This is a genomic window from Frondihabitans sp. OV104, assembly GCF_057787745.1.
The window spans coordinates 22,380-42,928 of sequence record NZ_CM173541.1 but is presented as its reverse complement, the minus strand read 5'-3'; the positions used below and the strand labels follow the sequence as shown (position 1 = coordinate 42,928).

Below are 20,549 nucleotides of genomic sequence, written 5' to 3'. Positions count from 1 at the left end.
ACGCTGACGTCAGAGGGTCTTCCTAGGCTGAGCACAACCGAACCACTAGGAGTGACATGCTCAACCGCCACCGCACCGCCCTCGCCACCGCAGCCCTCGCCGGGCTCGCTCTCGCAACTATCGGGGCCGCGCTACCCGCAACTGCCGCCCCGGCACCCGTCCGACTCTCGCTGAACAAGACGGCGACGGCGTCGTCCGAGCTGAATGCCACGATGGCCGCGCATTTCGTCGATGACGGGAAGCTCGGCACCAGGTGGTCAAGCCAGCCCGCGCCCACGAAGCAGTGGATCAAGATCGACCTGGGCAAGAAGTACTCCCTCGACCGCGTCGAGCTGCGCTGGGCCTACGACTACGCGAAGTCGGAGCGCGTGCAGATCTCGACGAACAACGCCACCTGGACCGAGATCTACCAGAACACCGACGTCACCAAGCGCAACCAGTCGATCCCCGTCGGGGCGACGGCGCGCTACGTCCGCGTCGTGGGCGACAAGGCGGCGTACAACAACGGCTACGCGATCAACGAGTTCGCCGTTTACGGCATCGACACCGCGCCGGCGAAGTAAGGCGCACTGCGATCCGCACCCCGTCGGCGCGTCATGCGCTGCCCGACTACGGGGTGCGGATCGCGAGTCCCCGGTGGCGGACCTCGAGAACGGCCCCGCTCACCTTGCCGAACGGGTCGCCGTCCAGCTGGATCTGCTCGGGAACGTCGAACCTCACCGTCAGACGCCGCCCCGACGTGTACCGGAGGGTCCGTGACGTCGGCAGGAAGAGATCGAGCACCCGTCCGAAGCGCGTGCGATGGAAGAACCTGTTGAGCGCGAGTCCGTAGCCGATCTTGGTCCAGCCGGCGCCGCCCTTGGGTCGGAATGCGACGGCGTTCAAGATCCCGTCGTCTATCACGGCGTCCGGAAGCAGCAGCAGTCCCGCTGTCAGGGTGCCGCAGTTGCCGACGATGACGGTGTGCGCCTTCATCTCCTGCTCCGGCTGGTCATCGAGGCCATAGCGCAGGGTGAACTGGTGGTTGCCGAACACCGACCGCGCGATCGGGTCCGAGTACGCCACCCACCCGAGCCGCTTCTTCACCCGCGCGTTCGTGTTGGCGGCCATATTGGCATCCAACCCGACCCCTGCCATCACCAGGAACGCATGGATCTGCACGCCGCCGTCCTCCAGCGTCAGGGTCGCCTCACCGATATCGACCCGTCGGTCTGTTCCCTCGAAAGCGGTCCGGACCGCCAGCGGCAGGTTGTTCAAGGGCAGATGCAGGTTCCGGGCGAACAGGTTGCCTGTGCCGACCGGGATCAGCGCAATCGGAATACCCGTGGGTGCGAGTTCCTCCGCCGCGACACGGAGGGTACCGTCACCGCCGGCGACCAGGACCACGTCGGGGTGGTGCGCGGCTGCGTCCTGCGCCGCCCTGCGCCCGTCATCCGCGGCCGAGGTCTCGTGCCACGTCGACGGCCCCCACCCGAGGCTCTTCTCGCGCGCAGCGACCTGGTCGCGAAGCCGCTGCGTGTTGACTTTGGCAGGATTGAAGACCACCGCCGCCCTCGACGATCGGGCGTCACGAGTCTGCGCGTCAGTCGTCACGGTGAAAAGCGTAGAGGACCGCACGCGCCCGGCGAGCCAGCGGGCCGCAGGCGGAGGGACGTTAAGTTCATAAGACGATCGTCTTTCGAATCTAGCGCGCGAGGGGCCGCGTGAACTACCGTGAGTGCGCCCAGGGTGGTTCCCGGGCGGACCCGCGGCGACCGGTGTCACTGATCCGATGGCGGTCGTCGCGGTCGTGGTCCCCGGGTCGGCCCGGGGGCCACTCTCGAGACGGTCTGAGGCGAGCAACGCCATCGACCTTCGAAGGGGTACCGAGAGAGTCTCACGCCTCCGGGGAGGCCTGCTCGCCGCCAGTGCCCGGCTTCGACTGAGCGACGCCGGGCGCCGACTCCGCAATGGCGATCACCTGGAGCCCATCGACGAGGGTGTCGGCGTCTCTCACCCCGAGAGACGGAAGGATCGTTCTCCACACCTCTCGCAGGTGCTCGTCGGTGCGCACGTCCTCGAAGCCCTGGTTCTCAGACACGAACACCCCGTAGCTGCCCGTCAGCACGACGCTGACGACCTTCTCGACGGGGTGCTCACGGGGCAGCTCGCCGGACTCCAGGCTCTGCCAGACGAAGTCGTGGGCGATGCCCCTCCAGCTGAACTCCGACGGCGGCAGCGCGAATCCGTTGACCCGCTGGTCGGCCGCGAGGCGGACGGCCGCAGAAGCGAGAACGTTGTTCCGAGCATCGACGGCCGCCGACAGGAGGAGCGTCAAGAGCTTTTCGAGGCCCGTCCCGGATCCAGCGGAGACGACCTCGATGAGAGACCACCACCGGGATCGGGCGTACTCGACGATCTCGACTGCGATCTCGTGCTTGCTCTCGAAGTGGTGATAGCCGATCGCCGACTTCGGGGCGCCCATGCGGTCGGCAATGCCCGCGATCGTCGTGCCCCGGTAGCCCATCTCGGTGAAGGCCTCCGCCGCGGACTCGAGGATCTCGCGCCGTCGCTCGGCCTTCTTCGCTTCCCGGACTCCACTCATCTCAGAACTGACGCTACCCAGCGCCCGGCCTCAAATCCAGCGCGACTCTGCTGTTCGCGGTGCTGCAGCAGATCAGCTGGTCGTCTGCGTCGCAGCGGCTCGACCCATTCGCGTCAGTCGGGTGCGGGGCTGTCAGCGGCTACCCCGCGATGCTTGCCGCGGTCCTTCCTGCCGCGTCGGTTCTGCGTCTGTGCTCGAGACGCTCATCGCCGCACCGGGAGCGCCGGTCGTCCCACGCACCCTAAAGTCAGTGCCATGACCGTCATCGACTGGACCTCGGGTACCTGGACGAACGCACCCGTGAATGTGGAGATCACTGGCGACGGGATGCGCGTGACAGCCGTCGAGGGGAGTGATGCCTGGCGCATCACGTCCTACGGGTTCGTGCACGACACCGAGCACGCCCTGCTCGCCCCGTTCGCCCCGGGCACCGCGATGGAGGTGTCGTTCCGCCTCGACTTCTCGGCCCAGTTCGACCAGGCCGGCATCTTCGTCAAGGTCGACGACACCTCCTGGATCAAGGCCGGCGTCGAGCGAAGCGACGGTGAGAACAGCCTCGGCGCTGTCGTGACGCGCGGCGTCTCCGACTGGTCGCTCTCTCCCGTGCCCGGCTGGCAGGGCAAGCTCGTCACCATTCGCGTCAGCCGTTCCGGCGACGCTCTGACGATCCGTGCCCGGGCGGACGAGGAGCCGTGGCGGCTCGTGCGCGTGGCACCTCTGGATCCGGAGGCCGCTGTCACCGCGGGGCCGATGTGCTGCGCTCCGACACGGGCCGGCCTGACCGTCCACTTCACCAGCTGGCAGACCGGGCCGGCAGACACGAGCCTTCACCCCGACGACTGAGCGATCGAGACGCGCGCCCGTAAGACAGTGCCCCTGGAGGGACTCGAACCCCCAACCCTTTCCTTAGGACGGAACTGCTCTTCCATTGAGCTACAGAGGCTGACCCGCCAAGCCTACCGAACGTCACGCCCGGCGACAGAGCCGTCACATGTGAGCGCGCACACCCGCAGGGGAATAGCGTGCACCCATGCCTCTCACCGCCGAGACCTGGCCCATCGCCGCGATGCTCCTGCAGTTCCCCAACCAGAAGCGCGACGGCACCACCGTTCAAGACGACCCGCCGGAAGCCTGGCGGGAGGTGTTCGACGAGGTGCGCGCGGCCGGCTTCACGGCAGTCGACCTGACCGACGGCTGGCTCCGCGTCGGCGACCTGAGCGCCGAGCAGCTCGAAGCGCTGAAGCACGAGGCGGCCAGTGCGGGTCTTGCGACGCCGGCGATCAGCCTGGTCCGCCGCAGCGTCATCGACGCCGAGAACTGGCAAGACAACCTCGCCTTCACCCACCGCACCATCGACGCTGCCGCGGCCCTCGGTGTCGGCACCGTCAGCATCGGCCTTCACCAGGCGCTCACCGACGCGCAGAAGCAGCAGCTCTGGTTCTGGACCGTCGACGGCCACAAAGACCCCGACGACGCCGACACCTGGCAAAAGGCAGTGACCCGGATTCAGGAACTCGCCGACCACGCCGCAGACCTGAACATCGAGCTCTCTCTCGAGATGTACGAGGACACGTACCTCGGCACCGCCGACTCCGCGGTCCGGCTCAAGACCGACATCGACCGCCCGAACTGCGGCCTCAACCCCGACCTCGGCAACCTCGTGCGCCTGCACCGCCCGGTCGAGGACTGGCGCGAGGCCCTGGAGAAGACGCTCCCCCACGCGAACTATTGGCACGTCAAGAACTACTACCGCGACGAAGACCGCGCGAACGAGATCTACGTCGCCAGCCCTGCGCCGATGGAGTTCGGCATCATCAGCTACCGCGAGGCGATCAAGATCGCACTGGCCTCCGGCTACACGGGCGCATTCTGCTGCGAGCACTACGGCGGAGACGGCCTGAGCGTCAGCGCGACCAACGAGAAGTACCTGCGAGGCCTGCTCAAGGCCCTGAAGAAGGAGAACCGATGACCGAGTACGCAGTGGTGGGATCCGGATACATGGGCGGCGGCATCGCGCAGGTGCTCGCCTTGAGCGGCGCGAACGTGGTGCTCGCCGACGTGTCAGCCGAGATCGCCGAGTCCAACCTCGAGCGGCTGCTGCGGGAGGCCGGCGACTTCGAGCGCGACGGGTTGATGCGCGACGGGGCCGTCGAGTTCCTGCGCCCGAGACTGAGGGCCGCTGCGAGCATCGAGGAGGCCGTCGCAGACGCCGACTTCATCGAAGAAGCCGTGCCCGAGAAGATCGAGCTGAAGGGTGCGACACTCGCCCGGATCAGCGCGGCCGCGCGACCCGATGCGCTGATCGGCAGCAACACGTCGACGATCTCGATCACCGAGCTCGCGGGTCACGTCACCAACCCGGAGCGCTTTCTCGGGATCCACTTCTCGAACCCGGCGCCGTTCATCCCCGGCGTCGAGCTGATCGCGCACCCGACGACGACCGAGCAGGCGATCGCCACCGCTGAGACCATCGTGCGCGCCACCGGCAAGCAGACCGCCCGCATCGGCGACCGAACCGGCTTCGTGCTCAACCGCCTGCAGTACGCCCTGTTCAGCGAGGCGAACCAGCTCGTCGAAGAAGGCGTGGCCTCGGCCGAAGACATCGACACCGTCGTGCGCACCACGTTCGGCTTCAGGCTGCCGTTCTTCGGGCCGTTCGCCATCGCCGACATGGCCGGACTCGACGTCTACCGCTTCTGCTACGAGTCGATGCAGACCGACTTCCCCGAGCGCTTCGCCACTCCCCCGCGGCTCGACGCGCTCGTCGAGCAGGGCCGGTTCGGCACGAAATCGGGCGGCGGCTACTTCGACAACACCGAAGACGGGGCGCAGGAACTCGTCGCCTACCGCAACAAGGCCTACGTCGCGATGCAGCGTCTGCTCGACGAGCTCGGCCCCGCCCCGCTGGGCCCGCCCGCCGCCTGACCCGCGTCGACACCCCGCAGGGCTAAGCCGCCGTCAGGTACTCGTCCCAGACGGCCTGGGGCTGCTCCACCCCGCGCACCACCCAGCCGACGCCGTGCGGCGCCTTCGGCACGAACCGCAGGCTCCAACCCATCTCGAGCGGGGTGCGGTTGCTCTTGAGGTTGTTGCAGCGCAGGCAGCAGGCGACGAGGTTCTCCCACGAGTCGACGCCGCCGCGCGAACGGGGCTGCACGTGGTCGATCGTCGTCGCCGCCTTGCCGCAGTAGGCGCAGCGGTGCGCGTCACGGCGGAGGACGCCGCGACGCGAGACCGGGATGAGCCGCGTGTGCGGCAGGCGCACGTACCGGGTCAGGACGATGACGGAGGGCCGGTCGTACTCGAACCGGGCGCCGTGCACGGGATTATCGGCATCGGCGGCCAGGACGGTGGCCTTGTGGCTCATGACGAGCACGAGGGCCCGTCGGAACGACACGACAGCGAGAGGCTCGTAACCGGCGTTCAGGACAAGAGTGCGCATTGGTTCCCTTTCGAAACGGCCTGGACGGCTTCCAGGCATTCGATCTCGCGCGGTTCAGCGATTCGTCAGGGGTGCCCACGAAAAAAGCACCGCCACACAGTGGCGGTGCTCAGTCGTGGGCGCCGAAGCGCACACCGGAATGGTGCAGGCCTCGGCGCGTGGTCCGTATGGCACAGCTGAGCAGCGCACCCATGGTGCGAGTGGCTGCTCGGTGCGACATGCGGTCTCTCCTGGTGGATCGTCGATCTGCGTTGCGCTCACATTACGACACGTCCCGCCGGGTGCAAAGCACTGGCGAGAACGGTTTACAGGGTGTTAACCGCGAACGGCCCCTCTCCCGCGGGAGGGGGCCGATGCGGCAAGACCTACTTGATGCCGAATCGCACGAAGTGGACGTCGGTGGTCCAGAGCGGGCGGACACTCACCACACCGCCGGGCTTGGGCGCGTCGAGGATCATGCCGTTGCCGGCGTAGAAGCCGTCGTGGCTGCCGTTGTTGAGCACGACGACGTCGCCGGGCTCGGCATCGGCCTCGGAGATGATCGTGCCAGCCGCAGACTGCGCGGGCACCGAGTGGGCCAGCGAGATGCCGTACTGGGCGTAGACGTACATGACGAAGCCGGAGCAGTCGAAGCCGGAGGGCGTCGCACCGCCGAAGACGTAGGGGGTGCCCTGGTACTGCAGCGCGGTCTGGTAGACGGCGGCGAGCGAGAACGCGGGGTGCGACGGCGAGGCCAGGTAGTCAGCGGCCGTCTTGCCGGTGTAGGCGGTGCTGGCGGCGAACGAGGCGCGCTGGGCCGTCGAGGCGGCGGTCTCGGTGGTCGAGAGGGTGGTCGCCGTCGTAGTCGTGGCCGTCTGCACGACGGGAGCCACCGGGACGGTGGTCGTGTAGCCGTCGCGCGAGAGGCTGGCGTTCTTGACGCCGGAGGCGACGGAGACGGACTGCGAGCCGTTGGCGCGCACGGCGTTGACAGCCGCGGTGCTGGCCGACGAGGAGTCGCTGTCGCCGGGGGTGTGAGCGAAGGCGGGAAGCGCCATCGTGCCGAGAAGACCGGCGACGAGGGTCAGGGCGCCGACGCTGGCGACGGTGCGCTTCACGGAGTGCCTCGACGCGGCGGCCTTGGCCTGGGCCTTGTCGGCGGCGCGAGCGGCGCGGCGGGTAACCGGAGCCACGACTGCGTCCGCCGTGACCGTCGTGACGGGGCCGGTGCGGATCGGGTCGGTGCGAGGGGTCGACCGGCTGGCGACGAAGCTCGTCGTGCGCGGTGTCGTAGTGATGCCAGTGCTCAAGAGGGGGAATCTCCTGCGCCTCGACGTGAATCGGCCACAGCTGTAGCTGCGACCGGGCCTCACGACCCATCCGTTCGTTGGATCAACGACTCACGGCGAGAGATGGGAATCGAGACGTCTCGCCACGGGCCCGGCAACCGGCTTCCTGGTTGTTTGGACTTGGCGAGCGTACCCGAGTACGACCTCCGTGTCATCCTGAAGGAGGACATTTGTAACGAAAAGGTAAAGAGACCTTGTGGATTTCAGATAGCCAGGTAAATGTGCGCCGCGACGTCGCTGGACAGCTCGATGGCGTCGTCGTACCCCTCCACCTGAACCCGCACATACGTGCCTGCCTGCGACACCGTGGCGGTCTTGCCAGGTTGTACCCCGTTGTCGTGGAGCTGCTGGAGGAAGTCCGGCTCGAACTGCACGGGCTCGGCAAGGCGACGAATTGTTCCTGACTTTCCGCTGGGATTCTGCGAGGCCACGTCGACGATCGAGATCACGCCGTCCATGAAGCGGCCGGCGGGCGAGTCGCCGAGCTCGTCGAGGCCCGGGATCGGGTTGCCGTAGGGCGACTCGGTCGGGTGGTCGAGCATGTCGAGCAGACGGCGCTCCACCTGCTCGCTCATCACGTGCTCCCACCGGCAGGCCTCTTCGTGGACGAGAGCCCAGTCGAGTCCGATCACGTCGGCGAGCAGGCGCTCGGCGAGGCGGTGCTTGCGGATCACATGGGTCGCCTTCGTGCGACCGGCAGTGGTCAGCTCGAGGTGGCGGTCGCCCGAGACGATGACGAGGCCGTCGCGCTCCATGCGGGCGACGGTCTGCGAGACGGTGGGGCCGGAGTGACCGAGCCTCTCCGAGATCCGGGCGCGAAGAGGCACGATGTTCTCCTCTTCGAGATCCAGGATCGTGCGAAGGTACATCTCAGTGGTGTCGACGAGATCGGTCAACGGTGCCTCCTGGTCGTTGCTGGCACCGGGCCCCCGGTGTCCGCGCGCGTGGACCCGATCCTACCGGCCCCCGCCTTAGGGCCGGATCACCTGGGGGTCGTCTGAGGGTGGCCGACCGGTACCCCGCGATCGATACCATCGATCGCATGGCGGACATCCAGATTCCTCGCGACCTCCTTCCCACCGACGGCCGATTCGGCTGCGGCCCCTCGAAGATCCGCGGAGCCCAGCTCGAGCACCTCGTGACCTCCGGGGCGACGATCCTGGGCACCTCGCACCGCCAGGCTCCCGTGAAAGACCTCGTCGGCCGCGTCCGCGCCGACCTCGGCACCCTGTTCGACCTGCCGGACGGCTACGAGGTCGTCCTCGGCGACGGCGGCTCGACCGCCTTCTGGGACGCCGCGTCGTTCGGCCTGATCGAGAAGCGCGCCGAGAACCTCTCGTTCGGCGAGTTCGGCTCCAAGTTCGCCAAGGCGGCCGGCGCCCCCTGGCTCGAGGCCCCGCACGTGATCACCGCGGCCGGCGGCTCGCGCGCCGAGGTCGAGGTCGTCGAGGGCGTCGACGTCTACGCCTGGCCGCACAACGAGACCTCCACCGGCGTCATGGCTCCCGTCACGCGCGTGGCCGGCGACGCCGGGGCGCTCACGGTCATCGACGCGACCAGTGCGGCGGGCGGAGCGGCGTTCGACGCGGCCGAAGCCGACGTCTACTACTTCGCGCCGCAGAAGAACTTCGCCTCCGATGGCGGGCTCTGGTTCGCCCTCATGTCGCCGGCGGCCATCGAGCGCGTCGAGCGCATCGCCGCGACCGACCGCTACATCCCCGAGTTCCTGAGCCTGAAGAACGCGGTCGACAACTCGCGTCTCAACCAGACCCTCAACACCCCGGCGCTCGCGACCCTGCTCCTCCTCGAAGACCAGACGCGGTGGATCCTCGAGAACGGCGGGCTCGCCTGGGCCGACGCCCGCACCAGGGAGTCCTCCGGGGCGCTGTACGACTGGGCGACCGCCTCCGACTACGCGACGCCGTTCGTCGTCGACCCCGACCACCGCTCGCAGGTCGTCGCGACGATCGACTTCGACGACGCGATCGACGCAGCCGCCGTCGCCACGGCACTGCGCGCCAACGGCATCGTCGACACCGAGCCGTACCGCAAGCTCGGCCGCAACCAGCTCCGCGTAGCGACGTTCACGGCCATCGAGCCCGACGACGTGCGTCAGCTGATCAAGTCGATCGAGTTCGTGGTCGGCGCGCTCTAGCCGTCACGAGGCGTGCTCCGCCCCCGGGCTCCTCCCGATCTCGAGGAGCCCGGCGCAGGATCTCGCCAGCGCATGCCGATCCGGCGCCGTCGGCGCGCCGATCTCCTCGAGAATGCGCGCCGAGCGGGGGCTACTTCTCGTCGGAGGTCGCAGCCGGGTCGAAGCCGGCGGCCTCAGCCGCCTCCTCGACGTCGATGCCGTCGAACTCCTCGCGAGGGCCGAGGTCGTCGCCGTCCTCGTTCTCTTCTTCGTCGTCCGACTCGTCCTCGTCGTCCGACTCGTCGTCGTCCTCGTCGTCGAAGTCATCGTCGTCGTCGGGGTCGTCGTCGTCGCCGGAGTCATCCGACTCGTCGGAGTCGTCGTCGTCGGAGTCGTCCTCGTCGGAATCGTCGTCGTCGGAGCCGTCCTCACCTGACTCGTCGGCGTGGGCCGCAGCCTCCTGCGAGGCCTCGTACTCGGCGAGGCGCTCCACCCACGGCACCCAGTCGGGTGCGAGGAGCGCGTCGCCGGTCGGAATCAGCTCGGTCTCGAGCACGTTCGGCGCCTCGCCGTCGAGCTCGGCGATGCTGACGGTCCAGAGCCAGCCCGGGTAGCCGGGGAGAGTGTTCTCGAAGCGGACCGTCGAGACGCCCTCGCCCTCGTCGACGATCTCGAACGGCTCGCCGATCGTGTCGTCGCGCGTGATCTCGAGCAGCGCCGTGCGGGCGAGCGAGTAATAGTCGTCGGCCCGTGCCGAGTCGAACGCCTCAGGCATCGAGCTGGTCCGCGATCTTGCGGAGCACGGCGGCGACCTGCGGGCCGTTCTCGGGGTAGCGGCCCCGGCGGAGTCGGTTGCCGACGCCGTCGAGCATCTTCACGAGGTCCTCGACGATGACCGCCATGTCTTCGGCCGAGCGGCGGTTGCGCTCGACGAGGCTCGGGGCCTTCTCGAGCACGTGGACCGAGAGCGCCTGCGCGCCCTTCTTGCCGTCGGCGATGCCGTACTCGAGGCGGGCTCCGGCCTTCACCCCGGTCGTGCCTGCGGGCAGGGCCGACGCGTGGAGGAAGACCTCTTGGCCGTCATCGCCGGAGATGAAGCCGAAGCCTTTCTCGTCGTCGTAGAACTTGACCTTGCCGGTGGGCATGACTGAACTCCTTGGTTGCGGGGCGCCCTTGCGGGCGACCTACAGCATACGGGGCCACAGCCAGGGCCGCCCCGACTACGCTGGGGCCTGTGGCTACCAAGACTCTCTCCGCCGACGCTGCGACCGGCATCCGCCGCGTCGAGCGCGTGCTGTCGTACGCCGCCATCTCGGTGGCCGGCCTGGGCGTCGTCTGCATCGCCATCATCCTGATCGGCGCCGCCGCCGGCATCGGCAACCGCGACAGCGGCATCTGGCCCACGGTCACCGTGCTCCCCGCCCTCGCGTTCCCCATCGCAGTGCTCCTCCTGATCTCGTACGTCGTCGTCAGCCTGGTGCGCCGCAGCCGAGAGAACCGAGAGACCTCACGCTGATACACGGCCGCCACGGCGAGGCAGAGGCGCCTCGTGGCTAGCGCCCTCGACCTCGCGGGCGAGCTCCGCCGCCTTCCGAGCTCCGAGCTCGCCGAGCGCCTGAGCGAGCGACAGGTCTCACGCCCCAACGCGGTGAAAGACGCGTTCGATCTCGCCGACGTCCTGCTCGACCGCCCGTCGGTGCGCGAGGTCGTCACCCGGCTCGACCGCGTCGCGCTCCTGGTGCTCCGCGCGGCCGCGCATCCCACTCGGGCGCAGGAACTCCCCGCCACCGCCCACCCCGCCTTCACCACGGCGCCGCCCGACGTCGAGCGCGCCCTCGAGCGGCTCACGCGGCTCTTCCTCGTGCTCGACCGCGACGGCGTCATCACCACGTACGAGCCCGTGATCGAGGCGCTCGACGACGACCCCGCGCTGTCGCTCCCGGCCCTGGCCGAGACGCTTCCCCCGGTCGTCCTCGAGGCCGTCGATGACGTCGACCGGTCGGCGCAGGACGCAGCGAGCGCCGAGCGCCTCTTCGCCGTGGTCGTCGAGGTCGCCGAGATCGTGCGCGCGGTGTCCGAGAGCCCGGCGCGCCAGCTGGCGCGCGGCGGTCTGGCGCTGCCGGAGACGCGGCGCCTGGCCGAGGCCGCCCGCATCGACGTCGACGACGTCGCTCCTCTCCTCGACGCCGCGCGCTCCGCCGGCCTGGTCGACGTGGGGCCGGACGGCTGGGCCCCCACCTCCCGCGCCGACGACTGGCTGCTCGCCGAGTGGGCCGACCGCTGGGCGGCGCTCGTGGCCGCGTGGCTGGGTGCGCTGCCGGGCGAGATCCGCACCGTGCTCGACCAGCGCAGCTCGACGTCGTGGGGCGAGCCGCTCCGCACGTTCAGCGCCTGGTACTTCCCGGCGGGCGGCGCCTGGGTGACCGAGCGGCTCGAGGCGTTCGCGCGCTCGGCGGCGCTGTTCGGGCTCACCGTCGACTCGCGCCCGACGAGCGCCGCGGTCGCACTCCTCGGCGACGGCCTCGAGGCGGCGACCCACGTCGTGCGCGCGCTCCTGCCCGAGCCGATCGAGAACGTCTACCTCCAGCACGATCTCACGGTCGTCGCGCCGGGCCCGCTGGCGCCCGCGCTCGACGCGCGGCTCCGCACGATCGCCGACGTCGAGAGCGCCGGGCTCGCGGCGACGTACCGGATCAGCGAGGCGCGGATCCGGCAGGCGCTCACGGAGGGCGAGTCGGCCGACGGGGTGCGCGAGTTCCTGCGCTCCCTGTCTTCGACGGGGATGCCGCAGCCGGTCGACTACCTCATCACCGAGACCGCGCAGCGCCACGGCCGGTACCGGGCGCACGACCTCGAGCCGTCCGAGCTCGACGAGGTGGCCCGGCGCATCGGCGCCGTGAGCCGGCTCCGGAGCGACGACGCCGCCCTGCTCGACACCGTCTCGGTCGACCAGGCGCTGCACCCGCTCGGGCTCATCCGTGTCGACGCGCACCGCATGCTGTGCCGGTTCAGCGCCGAGACCGTGTACTGGGCCCTGAGCGACGAGCGGTACCCCGTGCTGATCGAGGATGCGGCGGGCGATCCCGTCCGGCCCCCGGCTCGGCGACGTGGTCGTCGACCTGCGTCGGCTCCGTCGCCGGATCCTCTGGACGGCCTGGTCGAGCGGGTGACCGCGACCGCCACCGACGACGACACCGAGCGCGCCTGGATCGCCCGGCAGCTCGACGCCGCCGTGAAGAGCCGCATGACCGTCGTCGTGTCGGTCGCGATGCCCGACGGCACGACCACCGACCTGCAGATCGAGCCGACCGGCGTCGGCGGCGGACGCCTCCGGGGGCGCGACCGCAAGTCGGACATCGAGCGGACGCTGCCGCTGTCGAGCATCGTCGGCGTCGCCACGCCCGATCACGACTAGCGGGAGGCCCGGGGCGAGCCCGAGCGGGCCGCAGAGACGCCCACCGCGAACACGTACCCCCACCCGGCTGGCGCGGAGCAGCCCTGCATAGACTGATTCTTTGTGACAGGCCCCCTCATCGTCCAGAGCGACCGCACCGTGCTCCTCGAAGTCGCTCACCCCGATGCCGAGGACGCCCGGCACGACCTCTCCGTCTTCGCCGAGCTCGAGCGCGCCCCCGAGCACGTGCACACGTACCGGATCACGCGCCTCGGCCTGTGGAACGCCCGGGCCGCCGGCCACTCGTCCGACGACATGCTCGAGACGCTCAACCGGTACTCGAAGTTCCCGGTGCCGCAGAGCGTCACGGTCGACATCTCCGAGACGGTGGGTCGCTACGGCCGCATCGTGATCGAGCGCGACGGCGACCAGCTGCTCCTGCGCGGCACCGACAAGGCCGTGCTCAATGAGGTCACCCGCTCCAAGAAGATCGGCGAGCTGCTCGGCGTCAAGCGGGCCGACGACCTGTGGGAGCTCCTGCCCTGGGCACGCGGCGAGGTCAAGCAGCAGCTCATCAAGCTCGGCTGGCCGGCCGAAGATCACGCGGGCTACACCCCGGGCACCCCGCACGCGATCGACCTCGACACCGCCGACTGGAGCCTCCGCGACTACCAGCAGAAGGCCGTCGACAACTTCTTCGAGGGCGGCTCGGGCGTCGTCGTGCTCCCCTGCGGCGCCGGCAAGACCCTCGTCGGCGCGGGTGCCATGGCGCAGGCCAAGACGAACACGCTGATCCTGGTGACGAACACCGTCAGCGCACGGCAGTGGCGCGACGAGCTGCTCAAGCGCACCACGCTCACCGAAGACGAGATCGGCGAGTACTCCGGCGCCGTGAAAGAGATCAAGCCGGTCACCATCGCGACCTACCAGATCCTCACCGCGCGCCGGGCTGGCAAGTACACCCACCTCTCCCTCCTCGACGCCAACGACTGGGGCCTCGTCGTCTACGACGAGGTGCACCTGCTGCCCGCGCCCGTGTTCAAGCTGACCGCCGAGCTCCAGGCCCGCCGTCGCCTCGGCCTCACCGCGACGCTCGTGCGCGAGGACGGCCGCGAGGGCGACGTGTTCAGCCTCATCGGACCGAAGCGCTTCGACGCCCCGTGGAAGGAGATCGAGGCCCAGGGTTACATCTCCCCCGCCAGCTGCTACGAGGTGCGCGTCGACCTGCCCCAGGAGGCCCGGCTCGAGTACGCGGCCTCGGCCGACGACGAGCGCTACCGCCTCGCGGCGACGGCGCCGATCAAGCTCGACGTCGTCAAGGAGCTCGTGAAGCGGCACGAGGGCGAGCAGATCCTCGTGATCGGCCAGTACCTCGACCAGATCGACGAGCTGGCCGAGACCCTCGACGCCCCGAAGCTCACCGGCGCGACCCCGGTCGACGAGCGTCAGCGGCTCTTCCAGGCGTTCCGCGACGGCGAGGTGAAGGTGCTCGTCGTGTCGAAGGTCGCCAACTTTTCGGTCGACCTCCCCGAGGCGACGGTCGCGATCCAGGTCTCCGGCTCGTACGGCTCCCGCCAAGAAGAGGCGCAGCGCCTCGGCCGTCTGCTCCGACCCAAGAAGTCGGGCATCCCCGCCAGCTTCTACACGCTCGTGAGCCGCGACACCGTCGACCAGGACTTCGCCCAGAACCGCCAGCGCTTCCTCGCCGAGCAGGGCTACAGCTACACGATCCTCGACAGCCCCCTGCTCGCCGCCTGAGCCCGAGCCGTCCAGCCCGGCTCCGACACGGCGGGCGCAGGAACTGCGACACCCGTCGCCCTGACCAGCCGCCAGCGCGCTACCACCCCCCGCCCCACCCCCTCCCAGCAAACGCTTAGGCGCCGCGCAGATACTAAGAGGCATGAGCGACGGCCCCAAGATCCTTATCGTTGACGACGAGCCCAACATCCGCGACCTGCTGACCACGAGCCTGCGCTTCGCCGGCTTCGCGGTCCGTGCCGTCGGCAACGGAGCCCAGGCGATCTCGGCCGTTCTCGAAGAAGAGCCCGACCTGATCATCCTCGACGTCATGCTCCCCGATATGAACGGCTTCGGCGTCACGAAGCGCCTCCGCTCGTCGGGCTACACCTCGCCGATCCTGTTCCTCACCGCCAAGGACGACACCGAGGACAAGATCACCGGCCTCACCGTCGGCGGCGACGACTACGTCACCAAGCCGTTCAGCCTCGACGAGATCGTCGCGCGCATCAAGGCGATCCTGCGCCGCACCATGAACGAGGACGAAGACGCGATCATCCGCGCCGGCGAGCTCACGATGGACCAGGACACCCACGAGGTCACCATCGGCGACACGGCCATCGAGCTCAGCCCCACCGAGTTCAAGCTGCTGCGCTACCTCATGCTCAATCCCAACCGCGTGCTGTCGAAGGCGCAGATCCTCGACCACGTGTGGGAGTACGACTTCAACGGCGACGCCGGCATCGTCGAGAGCTACATCTCGTACCTGCGCCGCAAGCTCGACCAGTTCTCGGCCGAGCCGATCATCCAGACGAAGCGCGGCTTCGGCTACATGCTGAAGGCCGCCAAGGCCTGACGCGTGCTGAGCCGAAATCCCAGGCTCATCGCCTAATCTCGTCCGTCTATGCACTCACGCCTGTCGCAGTGGTGGAGCGAGATCTCCATCCGCACGAAGATCACCGGGATCACGGTCTGCTTGGTGACCCTCGGGTTGCTCGTCGCGGGTCTCGGCACGATGACCGTACTGAGCACCTATCTCTACGGGCAGGTGGATCGCGACCTGAAGGCCGCCGCGACCGGCTACTCGACCTGGACGGGCGAGGACAGCGCTTACTGCACCGCCGAGTTCGGCAGCTACAAGACCAGCTACATCGCGCTCGTCGCTGATGACGGAACACTGATCTGCGACAACGCCAAAGACCTCGTCCCTCTCGGCTCCGCGCCGTACCTTCCCGACTTCACTGGCAAGGTCGCGGCGACTCACGACGCTGCCTTCAACGGCTACAACAAGAGCGGCACGCAGGAGTGGCGCCTGTACGCGGCGTCGCACCCCGATCTCCAGAACCAGGCGACGAACGGCACCATCTCCGCCACGATCATCACCGGCCAGAACCTCGCGACGACCAACTCGACCATCTCGCGGTTCACCTACATCTTCCTGGGCTTCGGCCTGTCGGTCGTCGTGCTCGGCGCCGCGATCACGCGGCTCCTGGTGACGTCGACCTTCGCGCCGCTGCGCGACGTCGAAGATACGGCGGCGCGCTTCGCCGACGGCGACTTCAGCCAGCGCCTCGACACCACCTCGCCCCACACCGAGGTCGGCCGTCTCAACCGCTCGCTCAACACGATGCTCGCGCGAATCGACCGCTCGTTCGACGACCGCGCGAAGACCATCGACCAGATGCGGCGCTTCGTCGGCGATGCCAGCCACGAGCTGCGCACCCCCCTCGTCTCGCTCCGCGGCTACGCCGAGCTCTACCGCATGGGCGCGCTGACGAAGCCCGAAGACGTGGCCCAGGCGATGGACCGCATCGAGAAGGAGGCCATCCGCATGGGCGGCCTCGTGCAAGACCTCCTGCAACTCGCACGCCTCGACGAGTCGAAGCCGCTCGAGCTCGGCCCCGTCGACCTGGTCACGATCGCCCGCGACTCCGCTCTCGACACCATGGCGTCGAACACCGACCGCGAGATCCGCGTCATCGTGCGCGAGCCCGTGATACCGGGCGGCGGAGCCATCGGCGAGGAGTACGTGTTCGGGTCCGACGCGTCCTTCCCGGCGTCGCCTCCCGGCGCGACCGGCCCCATCGCCTTCGCCGGCGCCACTCTCGCGCGCCTCCGCAGCCGCAGAGCCCGCGCCACCGAGGCGGGCGCCGAGACAGCTCCCGAGCCCGGCCGTCCGGGGCTCAGAGGTCCCCGCCTCAGCCTCGAGCGCCGCCCCGTCGTGAACCCCGTCGTGCTCGGCGAGGAGAACAAGATCCGCCAGGTCGTCACCAACCTCATGGGCAACGCGATGCGGTTCACCGATCACGATGCGCCCATCGAGCTGGCCGTGCAGGCCGACCCCGGCCGAGGCATGGCGACGATCGACGTCATCGACCACGGCGAGGGGATCCCCCCGCAGATCCGCGAGAAGATCTTCCAGCGCTTCTGGCGCGCCGACTCGTCGCGCACCCGCGACACGGGCGGCTCGGGCCTCGGCCTGGCCATCGTCTCGGGAATCGTCGCCGCGCACCACGGCGAGGTGGACGTGTTCGACACCCCCGGCGGCGGCGCCACCTTCCGCGTCTCGCTGCCCCTGCTCCCCGCCGCCCCCGCCGCGTAGCCGCGCGCGCGGTCCTCTGCGAAGGACGCTGTGCTCGTAAGACAGGATCGGCCCCCGCGTCTGTACGCCCCACAAGGAGAACGGCTAGTTCCTGCGCCCGCCACAAGGACGTCTACCCCGCGAATCCTTGCCTGGGCGACGACGCCGACCCGCGCCAACGACAAAGGCCGGCTCCCCCGAGGGGAAACCGGCCTTCGACGCAGTCGGACTTAGAAGTCCATGCCACCCGTGGGGTCGCCGGCCGGAGCCGAGACCTTCTCGGGCTTGTCGGCGACGACGACCTCGGTGGTGAGGAAGAGGCCGGCGATCGAAGCGGCGTTCTGCAGAGCGGAGCGCGTCACCTTGGCGGGGTCGATGATGCCGGCGGCCAGCATGTCGACGTACTCGCCGGTGGCGGCGTTGAGGCCCCAGCCGACGGGCAGGTTGCGGACCTTGTCGGCCACGACGCCGGGCTCCATGCCGGCGTTGAAGGCGATCTGCTTGAGCGGAGCGTCGATGGCGACCTTGACGATGTTCGCGCCGGTCGCCTCGTCGCCCTCGAGCACGAGGGTCTCGAGCGCGGTCTTGCCGGCCTGGATGAGGGCGACGCCACCACCGGCGACGATGCCCTCTTCGACGGCGGCCTTCGCGTTGCGCACTGCGTCTTCGATGCGGTGCTTGCGCTCCTTGAGCTCCACCTCGGTGGCGGCTCCGGCCTTGATGACGGCGACGCCGCCGGCGAGCTTGGCGAGGCGCTCCTGGAGCTTCTCGCGGTCGTAGTCGCTGTCGGTGTTCTCGATTTCGGCGCGGATCTGCTTGACGCGGCCGGCGATCATCTCTTCGTCGCCAGCACCCTCGACGATGGTCGTCTCGTCCTTGGTGATGATGACCTTGCGAGCCTTGCCCAGCAGGTCGAGCGTGGCGTTCTCGAGCTTGAGGCCGACCTCTTCCGAGATGACCTGGCCGCCGGTGAGGATCGCGATGTCCTGCAGCTGCGCCTTGCGACGGTCGCCGAAGCCGGGGGCCTTGACGGCGACCGACTTGAAGATGCCGCGGATCTTGTTGACCACGAGGGTCGCGAGAGCCTCTCCGTCGACGTCCTCGGCGATGATGAGGAGCTGCTTGCCCGACTGGATGACCTTGTCGACGACAGGAAGGAGATCCTTGATGTTCGAGATCTTCGAGTTGACGATCAGGATGTAGGCGTCTTCGAAGACGGCTTCCTGGCGCTCGGGGTCGGTGACGAAGTACTGCGACAGGTAGCCCTTGTCGAAGCGCATTCCCTCGGTGAGCTCGAGCTCGGTGCCGAAGGTGTTCGACTCCTCGACGGTGACGACGCCCTCCTTGCCGACCTTGTCGATCGCCTCGGCGATGAGCGCGCCGATGGTGGGGTCGGCGGCCGAGATGGACGCGGTCGCAGCGATCTCGTCCTTGGTCTCGATCTCCTTGGCGTTCTCGAGCAGCTGGGCCGAGACGGCCGCGACGGCCTTCTCGATGCCGCGCTTGAGGCTGATCGGGTCGGCGCCGGCGGCGACGTTGCGGAGGCCCTCGCGGACGAGAGCCTGGGCGAGGACGGTGGCCGTCGTCGTGCCGTCACCGGCGACGTCGTCGGTCTTCTTGGCGACCTCCTTGACCAGCTCGGCGCCGATCTTCTCGTACGGGTCGTCGAGCTCGATCTCCTTGGCGATCGAGACACCGTCGTTCGTGATCGTGGGGGCGCCCCACTTCTTCTCGAGGACGACGTTGCGACCGCGCGGGCCGAGCGTGACCTTCACAGCGTCGGCGAGAATGTTCAGGCCGCGCTCGAGGCCGCGTCGGGCCTCTTCGTCAAAAGCAATGATCTTAGCCATGTGGTTTTTCGTCCCTCCCGGACGTCGTGGGGCAGGTAGCCCCGGCTGGTGCCGTGAAACAGGTGAGCCATTGGCACTCGATAATCACGAGTGCCAATTGATTCTGGCACTCTCACCTATCGAGTGCAAGCGAATCCGCGCGCGTCGACAGCAAGCGAAAAGGCGCCGCTCCCGGTGGGGAGCGACGCCGTCTCGAGGGTTCCGCGGGTCAGGCGAGGCGCACTGCCTCCGCCTGAGGACCCTTGTTGCCGGTGCCGACCTCGAACACGACGGCCTGACCCTCTTCGAGAACCTTGTATCCGCTCATGTCGATGGCCGAGTAGTGGACGAAGACATCCTGTCCGTCCCCCTCGACGGTGATGAACCCGTAGCCCTTCTCGGCGTTAAACCACTTGACGGTTCCGTTGGCCATTTTCGTACTCCCTAGCTGTCTGGCAGACGGCACGAGCCCAGGCGCGGGGTGCCGATTGGTTCCAGATAGTAATGAAAGACGAGAGCCGTTCACGTACCCCGACGAGGGTTGTTTACACGGACGTAACCACACCCGTCATTTCGCGTCATACAAGCGGCGCAATCGAGGGGTAAGCCCGGTGCTGACGCTACGACGAGGCGGTGAAGTCCGCTCCCAGCACGACCGTGATGGTCGCACCCGGGAAGGCCGTCGATGCCTGCACGGTGTCGATGCCGAGGCTCTTCGCGACGCCGAGGGCGATCGACTCGTTGTCGGCCGCGGAGTCGTCGTAGTACACGACCGAGGTCGACACCTGCGACGACGCGTTGCCCTCGTTGCCGACCGTCCAGCCGGCGTTCTTCAGCGTCGTGCCGGCGCCCGAGGCGAGCCCCGGGGTGGTGGTCGCGTTGAGGATCGTGATCGTGGTCTTCGCGGGGTCGACCTTCGACGGGTCGGTCAGCGCCGAGGCCGTAGGGCTGGGAGTCGACGTCGCGGTCGCCGTGGCCGTCGTCGTGGCCGACGAGGCGCTCGACGATCCGCTGGTGAACTGGAAGCTGCCGTTGAAGGCGGTCAGCGTGATGATGCCGGCGCCGACCAGGATCCCGGTGGCGAGGGCCGCCCAGGCGAAGACGATGAGGCCGGTGTGGCGCTTCGCACCGGTGCGGTGGGCGCCGACGCGCAGCAGGGAGTCGGGCACGCCGTCGAAGCGGTCGGTCGGGAACTTGGCCATGCGTGTCAGGTCTTTTCGTGGTTCGGGCAGGTGCCGTTCGAAGTCAGCGCCCGAAGGTCCGGGTGCTGCGCGCGTGGTCCCGGGCGTCGCGGAGACGGAGCAGCCGCCCGACCAGCATCGGCGCGTAGGCCAGTGCACCCGGTTTTTCTATGAGTGAGCCGAGCAGCTGCTGGTACCGCGGTGCCGTGAGCCCCAGCTCCGAGCGGATCGCGGCGGCCTTGCGCGGGGGCGAGACGGGCGCGTGCTGCTCGAAGTCGAGGATCCGCCGATCGCGGTCGCTCAGACCGGCCGATCGCGCCTCGCCCTGCTGCATCGTCT

General features: G+C 68.8%; 21 protein-coding genes and 1 tRNA gene. 10 read left to right on the top strand and 12 right to left on the bottom strand.

What is annotated here, in order from left to right; translation table 11 throughout:
• Positions 1-56: 56 nt before the first annotated feature.
• The gene (locus AC3CBB_RS00230) at positions 57-563 is read left to right on the top strand and encodes a discoidin domain-containing protein (RefSeq protein WP_123506443.1); all 507 of its coding nucleotides are present in this window, start codon (positions 57-59) and stop codon (positions 561-563) included.
• Between the two features lie 46 nt (positions 564-609).
• Here AC3CBB_RS00230 and AC3CBB_RS00225 read toward each other — a convergent pair whose 3' ends face one another.
• Entirely contained in the window at positions 610-1,593 is a 984-nt protein-coding gene (locus tag AC3CBB_RS00225) for a diacylglycerol/lipid kinase family protein (protein ID WP_488625524.1), read from the bottom strand.
• Positions 1,594-1,876: 283 nt separating this feature from the next.
• Positions 1,877-2,584: a TetR family transcriptional regulator gene (locus AC3CBB_RS00220; protein WP_488625523.1), complete on the bottom strand. Its 708-nt coding sequence runs from the start codon at positions 2,582-2,584 to the stop codon at positions 1,877-1,879.
• Positions 2,585-2,839: 255 nt separating this feature from the next.
• Between AC3CBB_RS00220 and AC3CBB_RS00215 the strand changes: the two genes are divergently transcribed.
• Positions 2,840-3,427, top strand: a complete 588-nt coding sequence (locus AC3CBB_RS00215) for a DUF1349 domain-containing protein (protein WP_488625522.1) — start codon at positions 2,840-2,842, stop codon at positions 3,425-3,427.
• A gap of 28 nt (positions 3,428-3,455) precedes the next feature.
• On the opposite strand, the gene AC3CBB_RS00210 is transcribed toward AC3CBB_RS00215, so the two are convergent.
• A tRNA-Arg gene (locus tag AC3CBB_RS00210) sits at positions 3,456-3,527 on the bottom strand.
• Between the two features lie 87 nt (positions 3,528-3,614).
• On the opposite strand from AC3CBB_RS00210, the gene AC3CBB_RS00205 reads away from it, so the two are divergent.
• Together AC3CBB_RS00205 and AC3CBB_RS00200 are read left to right on the top strand one after the other, a co-directional pair.
• Positions 3,615-4,553 (top strand): sugar phosphate isomerase/epimerase family protein, encoded by a 939-nt coding sequence (locus AC3CBB_RS00205; protein ID WP_488625521.1) that lies wholly within the window; start codon positions 3,615-3,617, stop codon positions 4,551-4,553.
• Entirely contained in the window at positions 4,550-5,509 is a 960-nt protein-coding gene (locus tag AC3CBB_RS00200; RefSeq protein ID WP_123506449.1) for a 3-hydroxyacyl-CoA dehydrogenase family protein, read from the top strand. The genes AC3CBB_RS00205 and AC3CBB_RS00200 overlap by 4 nt, the downstream gene beginning before the upstream one ends.
• A 22-nt stretch (positions 5,510-5,531) precedes the next feature.
• Here AC3CBB_RS00200 and AC3CBB_RS00195 read toward each other — a convergent pair whose 3' ends face one another.
• The 3 genes from AC3CBB_RS00195 to AC3CBB_RS00185 form a co-directional block, all read right to left on the bottom strand.
• Positions 5,532-6,026 carry an HNH endonuclease gene (locus tag AC3CBB_RS00195; protein WP_488625520.1) on the bottom strand — a complete coding sequence of 165 codons (495 nt, stop codon included), beginning with the start codon at positions 6,024-6,026 and terminating at the stop codon, positions 5,532-5,534.
• Positions 6,027-6,391: 365 nt separating this feature from the next.
• Complete coding sequence (locus AC3CBB_RS00190) at positions 6,392-7,315, bottom strand: C40 family peptidase (RefSeq protein WP_488625519.1); 924 nt, start codon at positions 7,313-7,315, stop codon at positions 6,392-6,394.
• Positions 7,316-7,557: 242 nt separating this feature from the next.
• Entirely contained in the window at positions 7,558-8,250 is a 693-nt protein-coding gene (locus AC3CBB_RS00185; protein ID WP_123506452.1) for an iron-dependent transcriptional repressor DtxR, read from the bottom strand.
• Positions 8,251-8,396: 146 nt separating this feature from the next.
• Between AC3CBB_RS00185 and serC the strand changes: the two genes are divergently transcribed.
• Positions 8,397-9,509, top strand: coding sequence for a phosphoserine transaminase (serC, locus tag AC3CBB_RS00180; protein ID WP_488625518.1), 1,113 nt, complete (start codon positions 8,397-8,399; stop codon positions 9,507-9,509).
• Between the two features lie 130 nt (positions 9,510-9,639).
• On the opposite strand, the gene AC3CBB_RS00175 is transcribed toward serC, so the two are convergent.
• Both AC3CBB_RS00175 and AC3CBB_RS00170 read right to left on the bottom strand, forming a co-directional pair.
• Positions 9,640-10,263 carry a DUF3027 domain-containing protein gene (locus AC3CBB_RS00175; RefSeq protein ID WP_488625517.1) on the bottom strand — a complete coding sequence of 208 codons (624 nt, stop codon included), beginning with the start codon at positions 10,261-10,263 and terminating at the stop codon, positions 9,640-9,642.
• Positions 10,256-10,633: a cold-shock protein gene (locus AC3CBB_RS00170; protein ID WP_123506454.1), complete on the bottom strand. Its 378-nt coding sequence runs from the start codon at positions 10,631-10,633 to the stop codon at positions 10,256-10,258. The genes AC3CBB_RS00175 and AC3CBB_RS00170 overlap by 8 nt, the downstream gene beginning before the upstream one ends.
• A gap of 89 nt (positions 10,634-10,722) precedes the next feature.
• On the opposite strand from AC3CBB_RS00170, the gene AC3CBB_RS00165 reads away from it, so the two are divergent.
• The 5 genes from AC3CBB_RS00165 to AC3CBB_RS00145 all read left to right on the top strand — a co-directional run bounded on the left by AC3CBB_RS00165 (position 10,723) and on the right by AC3CBB_RS00145 (position 17,221).
• Positions 10,723-11,004, top strand: a complete 282-nt coding sequence (locus AC3CBB_RS00165) for a hypothetical protein (protein ID WP_488625516.1) — start codon at positions 10,723-10,725, stop codon at positions 11,002-11,004.
• A gap of 33 nt (positions 11,005-11,037) precedes the next feature.
• Entirely contained in the window at positions 11,038-12,903 is a 1,866-nt protein-coding gene (locus tag AC3CBB_RS00160; protein WP_488625515.1) for a helicase-associated domain-containing protein, read from the top strand.
• Positions 12,904-13,005: 102 nt separating this feature from the next.
• Positions 13,006-14,640, top strand: coding sequence for a DNA repair helicase XPB (locus AC3CBB_RS00155; protein WP_488625514.1), 1,635 nt, complete (start codon positions 13,006-13,008; stop codon positions 14,638-14,640).
• Positions 14,641-14,782: 142 nt separating this feature from the next.
• Positions 14,783-15,475: a response regulator transcription factor gene (locus tag AC3CBB_RS00150; RefSeq protein WP_056056979.1), complete on the top strand. Its 693-nt coding sequence runs from the start codon at positions 14,783-14,785 to the stop codon at positions 15,473-15,475.
• Positions 15,476-15,523: 48 nt separating this feature from the next.
• Positions 15,524-17,221, top strand: a complete 1,698-nt coding sequence (locus tag AC3CBB_RS00145) for a sensor histidine kinase (RefSeq protein WP_488625513.1) — start codon at positions 15,524-15,526, stop codon at positions 17,219-17,221.
• Positions 17,222-17,430: 209 nt separating this feature from the next.
• On the opposite strand, the gene groL is transcribed toward AC3CBB_RS00145, so the two are convergent.
• The 4 genes from groL to AC3CBB_RS00125 all read right to left on the bottom strand — a co-directional run bounded on the left by groL (position 17,431) and on the right by AC3CBB_RS00125 (position 20,544).
• The gene (gene groL, locus AC3CBB_RS00140; RefSeq protein WP_123506459.1) at positions 17,431-19,050 is read right to left on the bottom strand and encodes a chaperonin GroEL; all 1,620 of its coding nucleotides are present in this window, start codon (positions 19,048-19,050) and stop codon (positions 17,431-17,433) included.
• Positions 19,051-19,258: 208 nt separating this feature from the next.
• Positions 19,259-19,462: a cold-shock protein gene (locus tag AC3CBB_RS00135; RefSeq protein WP_055963817.1), complete on the bottom strand. Its 204-nt coding sequence runs from the start codon at positions 19,460-19,462 to the stop codon at positions 19,259-19,261.
• 187 nt (positions 19,463-19,649) lie between these two features.
• Positions 19,650-20,231, bottom strand: a complete 582-nt coding sequence (locus AC3CBB_RS00130) for a LytR C-terminal domain-containing protein (RefSeq protein ID WP_488625512.1) — start codon at positions 20,229-20,231, stop codon at positions 19,650-19,652.
• 43 nt (positions 20,232-20,274) lie between these two features.
• Entirely contained in the window at positions 20,275-20,544 is a 270-nt protein-coding gene (locus AC3CBB_RS00125) for a DUF3263 domain-containing protein (protein ID WP_123506461.1), read from the bottom strand.
• Positions 20,545-20,549 lie beyond the last annotated feature (5 nt).

Excerpts from the sequence above, each read along its gene's own strand:
- AC3CBB_RS00200 (WP_123506449.1), top strand. The coding sequence starts at position 4,550 with ATGACCGAGTACGCAGTGGTGGGATCCGGATACATGGGCGGCGGCATC.
- groL (WP_123506459.1), bottom strand. The coding sequence starts at position 19,050 with ATGGCTAAGATCATTGCTTTTGACGAAGAGGCCCGACGCGGCCTCGAG.
- serC (WP_488625518.1), top strand. The coding sequence starts at position 8,397 with ATGGCGGACATCCAGATTCCTCGCGACCTCCTTCCCACCGACGGCCGA.
- AC3CBB_RS00215 (WP_488625522.1), top strand. The coding sequence starts at position 2,840 with ATGACCGTCATCGACTGGACCTCGGGTACCTGGACGAACGCACCCGTG.
- AC3CBB_RS00125 (WP_123506461.1), bottom strand. The coding sequence starts at position 20,544 with ATGCAGCAGGGCGAGGCGCGATCGGCCGGTCTGAGCGACCGCGATCGG.
- AC3CBB_RS00230 (WP_123506443.1), top strand. The coding sequence starts at position 57 with ATGCTCAACCGCCACCGCACCGCCCTCGCCACCGCAGCCCTCGCCGGG.
- AC3CBB_RS00135 (WP_055963817.1), bottom strand. The coding sequence starts at position 19,462 with ATGGCCAACGGAACCGTCAAGTGGTTTAACGCCGAGAAGGGCTACGGG.
- AC3CBB_RS00195 (WP_488625520.1), bottom strand. The coding sequence starts at position 6,026 with ATGCGCACTCTTGTCCTGAACGCCGGTTACGAGCCTCTCGCTGTCGTG.
- AC3CBB_RS00170 (WP_123506454.1), bottom strand. The coding sequence starts at position 10,633 with ATGCCCACCGGCAAGGTCAAGTTCTACGACGACGAGAAAGGCTTCGGC.
- AC3CBB_RS00130 (WP_488625512.1), bottom strand. The coding sequence starts at position 20,231 with ATGGCCAAGTTCCCGACCGACCGCTTCGACGGCGTGCCCGACTCCCTG.
- AC3CBB_RS00145 (WP_488625513.1), top strand. The coding sequence starts at position 15,524 with ATGCACTCACGCCTGTCGCAGTGGTGGAGCGAGATCTCCATCCGCACG.
- AC3CBB_RS00205 (WP_488625521.1), top strand. The coding sequence starts at position 3,615 with ATGCCTCTCACCGCCGAGACCTGGCCCATCGCCGCGATGCTCCTGCAG.
- AC3CBB_RS00150 (WP_056056979.1), top strand. The coding sequence starts at position 14,783 with ATGAGCGACGGCCCCAAGATCCTTATCGTTGACGACGAGCCCAACATC.
- AC3CBB_RS00175 (WP_488625517.1), bottom strand. The coding sequence starts at position 10,263 with ATGCCTGAGGCGTTCGACTCGGCACGGGCCGACGACTATTACTCGCTC.
- AC3CBB_RS00220 (WP_488625523.1), bottom strand. The coding sequence starts at position 2,584 with ATGAGTGGAGTCCGGGAAGCGAAGAAGGCCGAGCGACGGCGCGAGATC.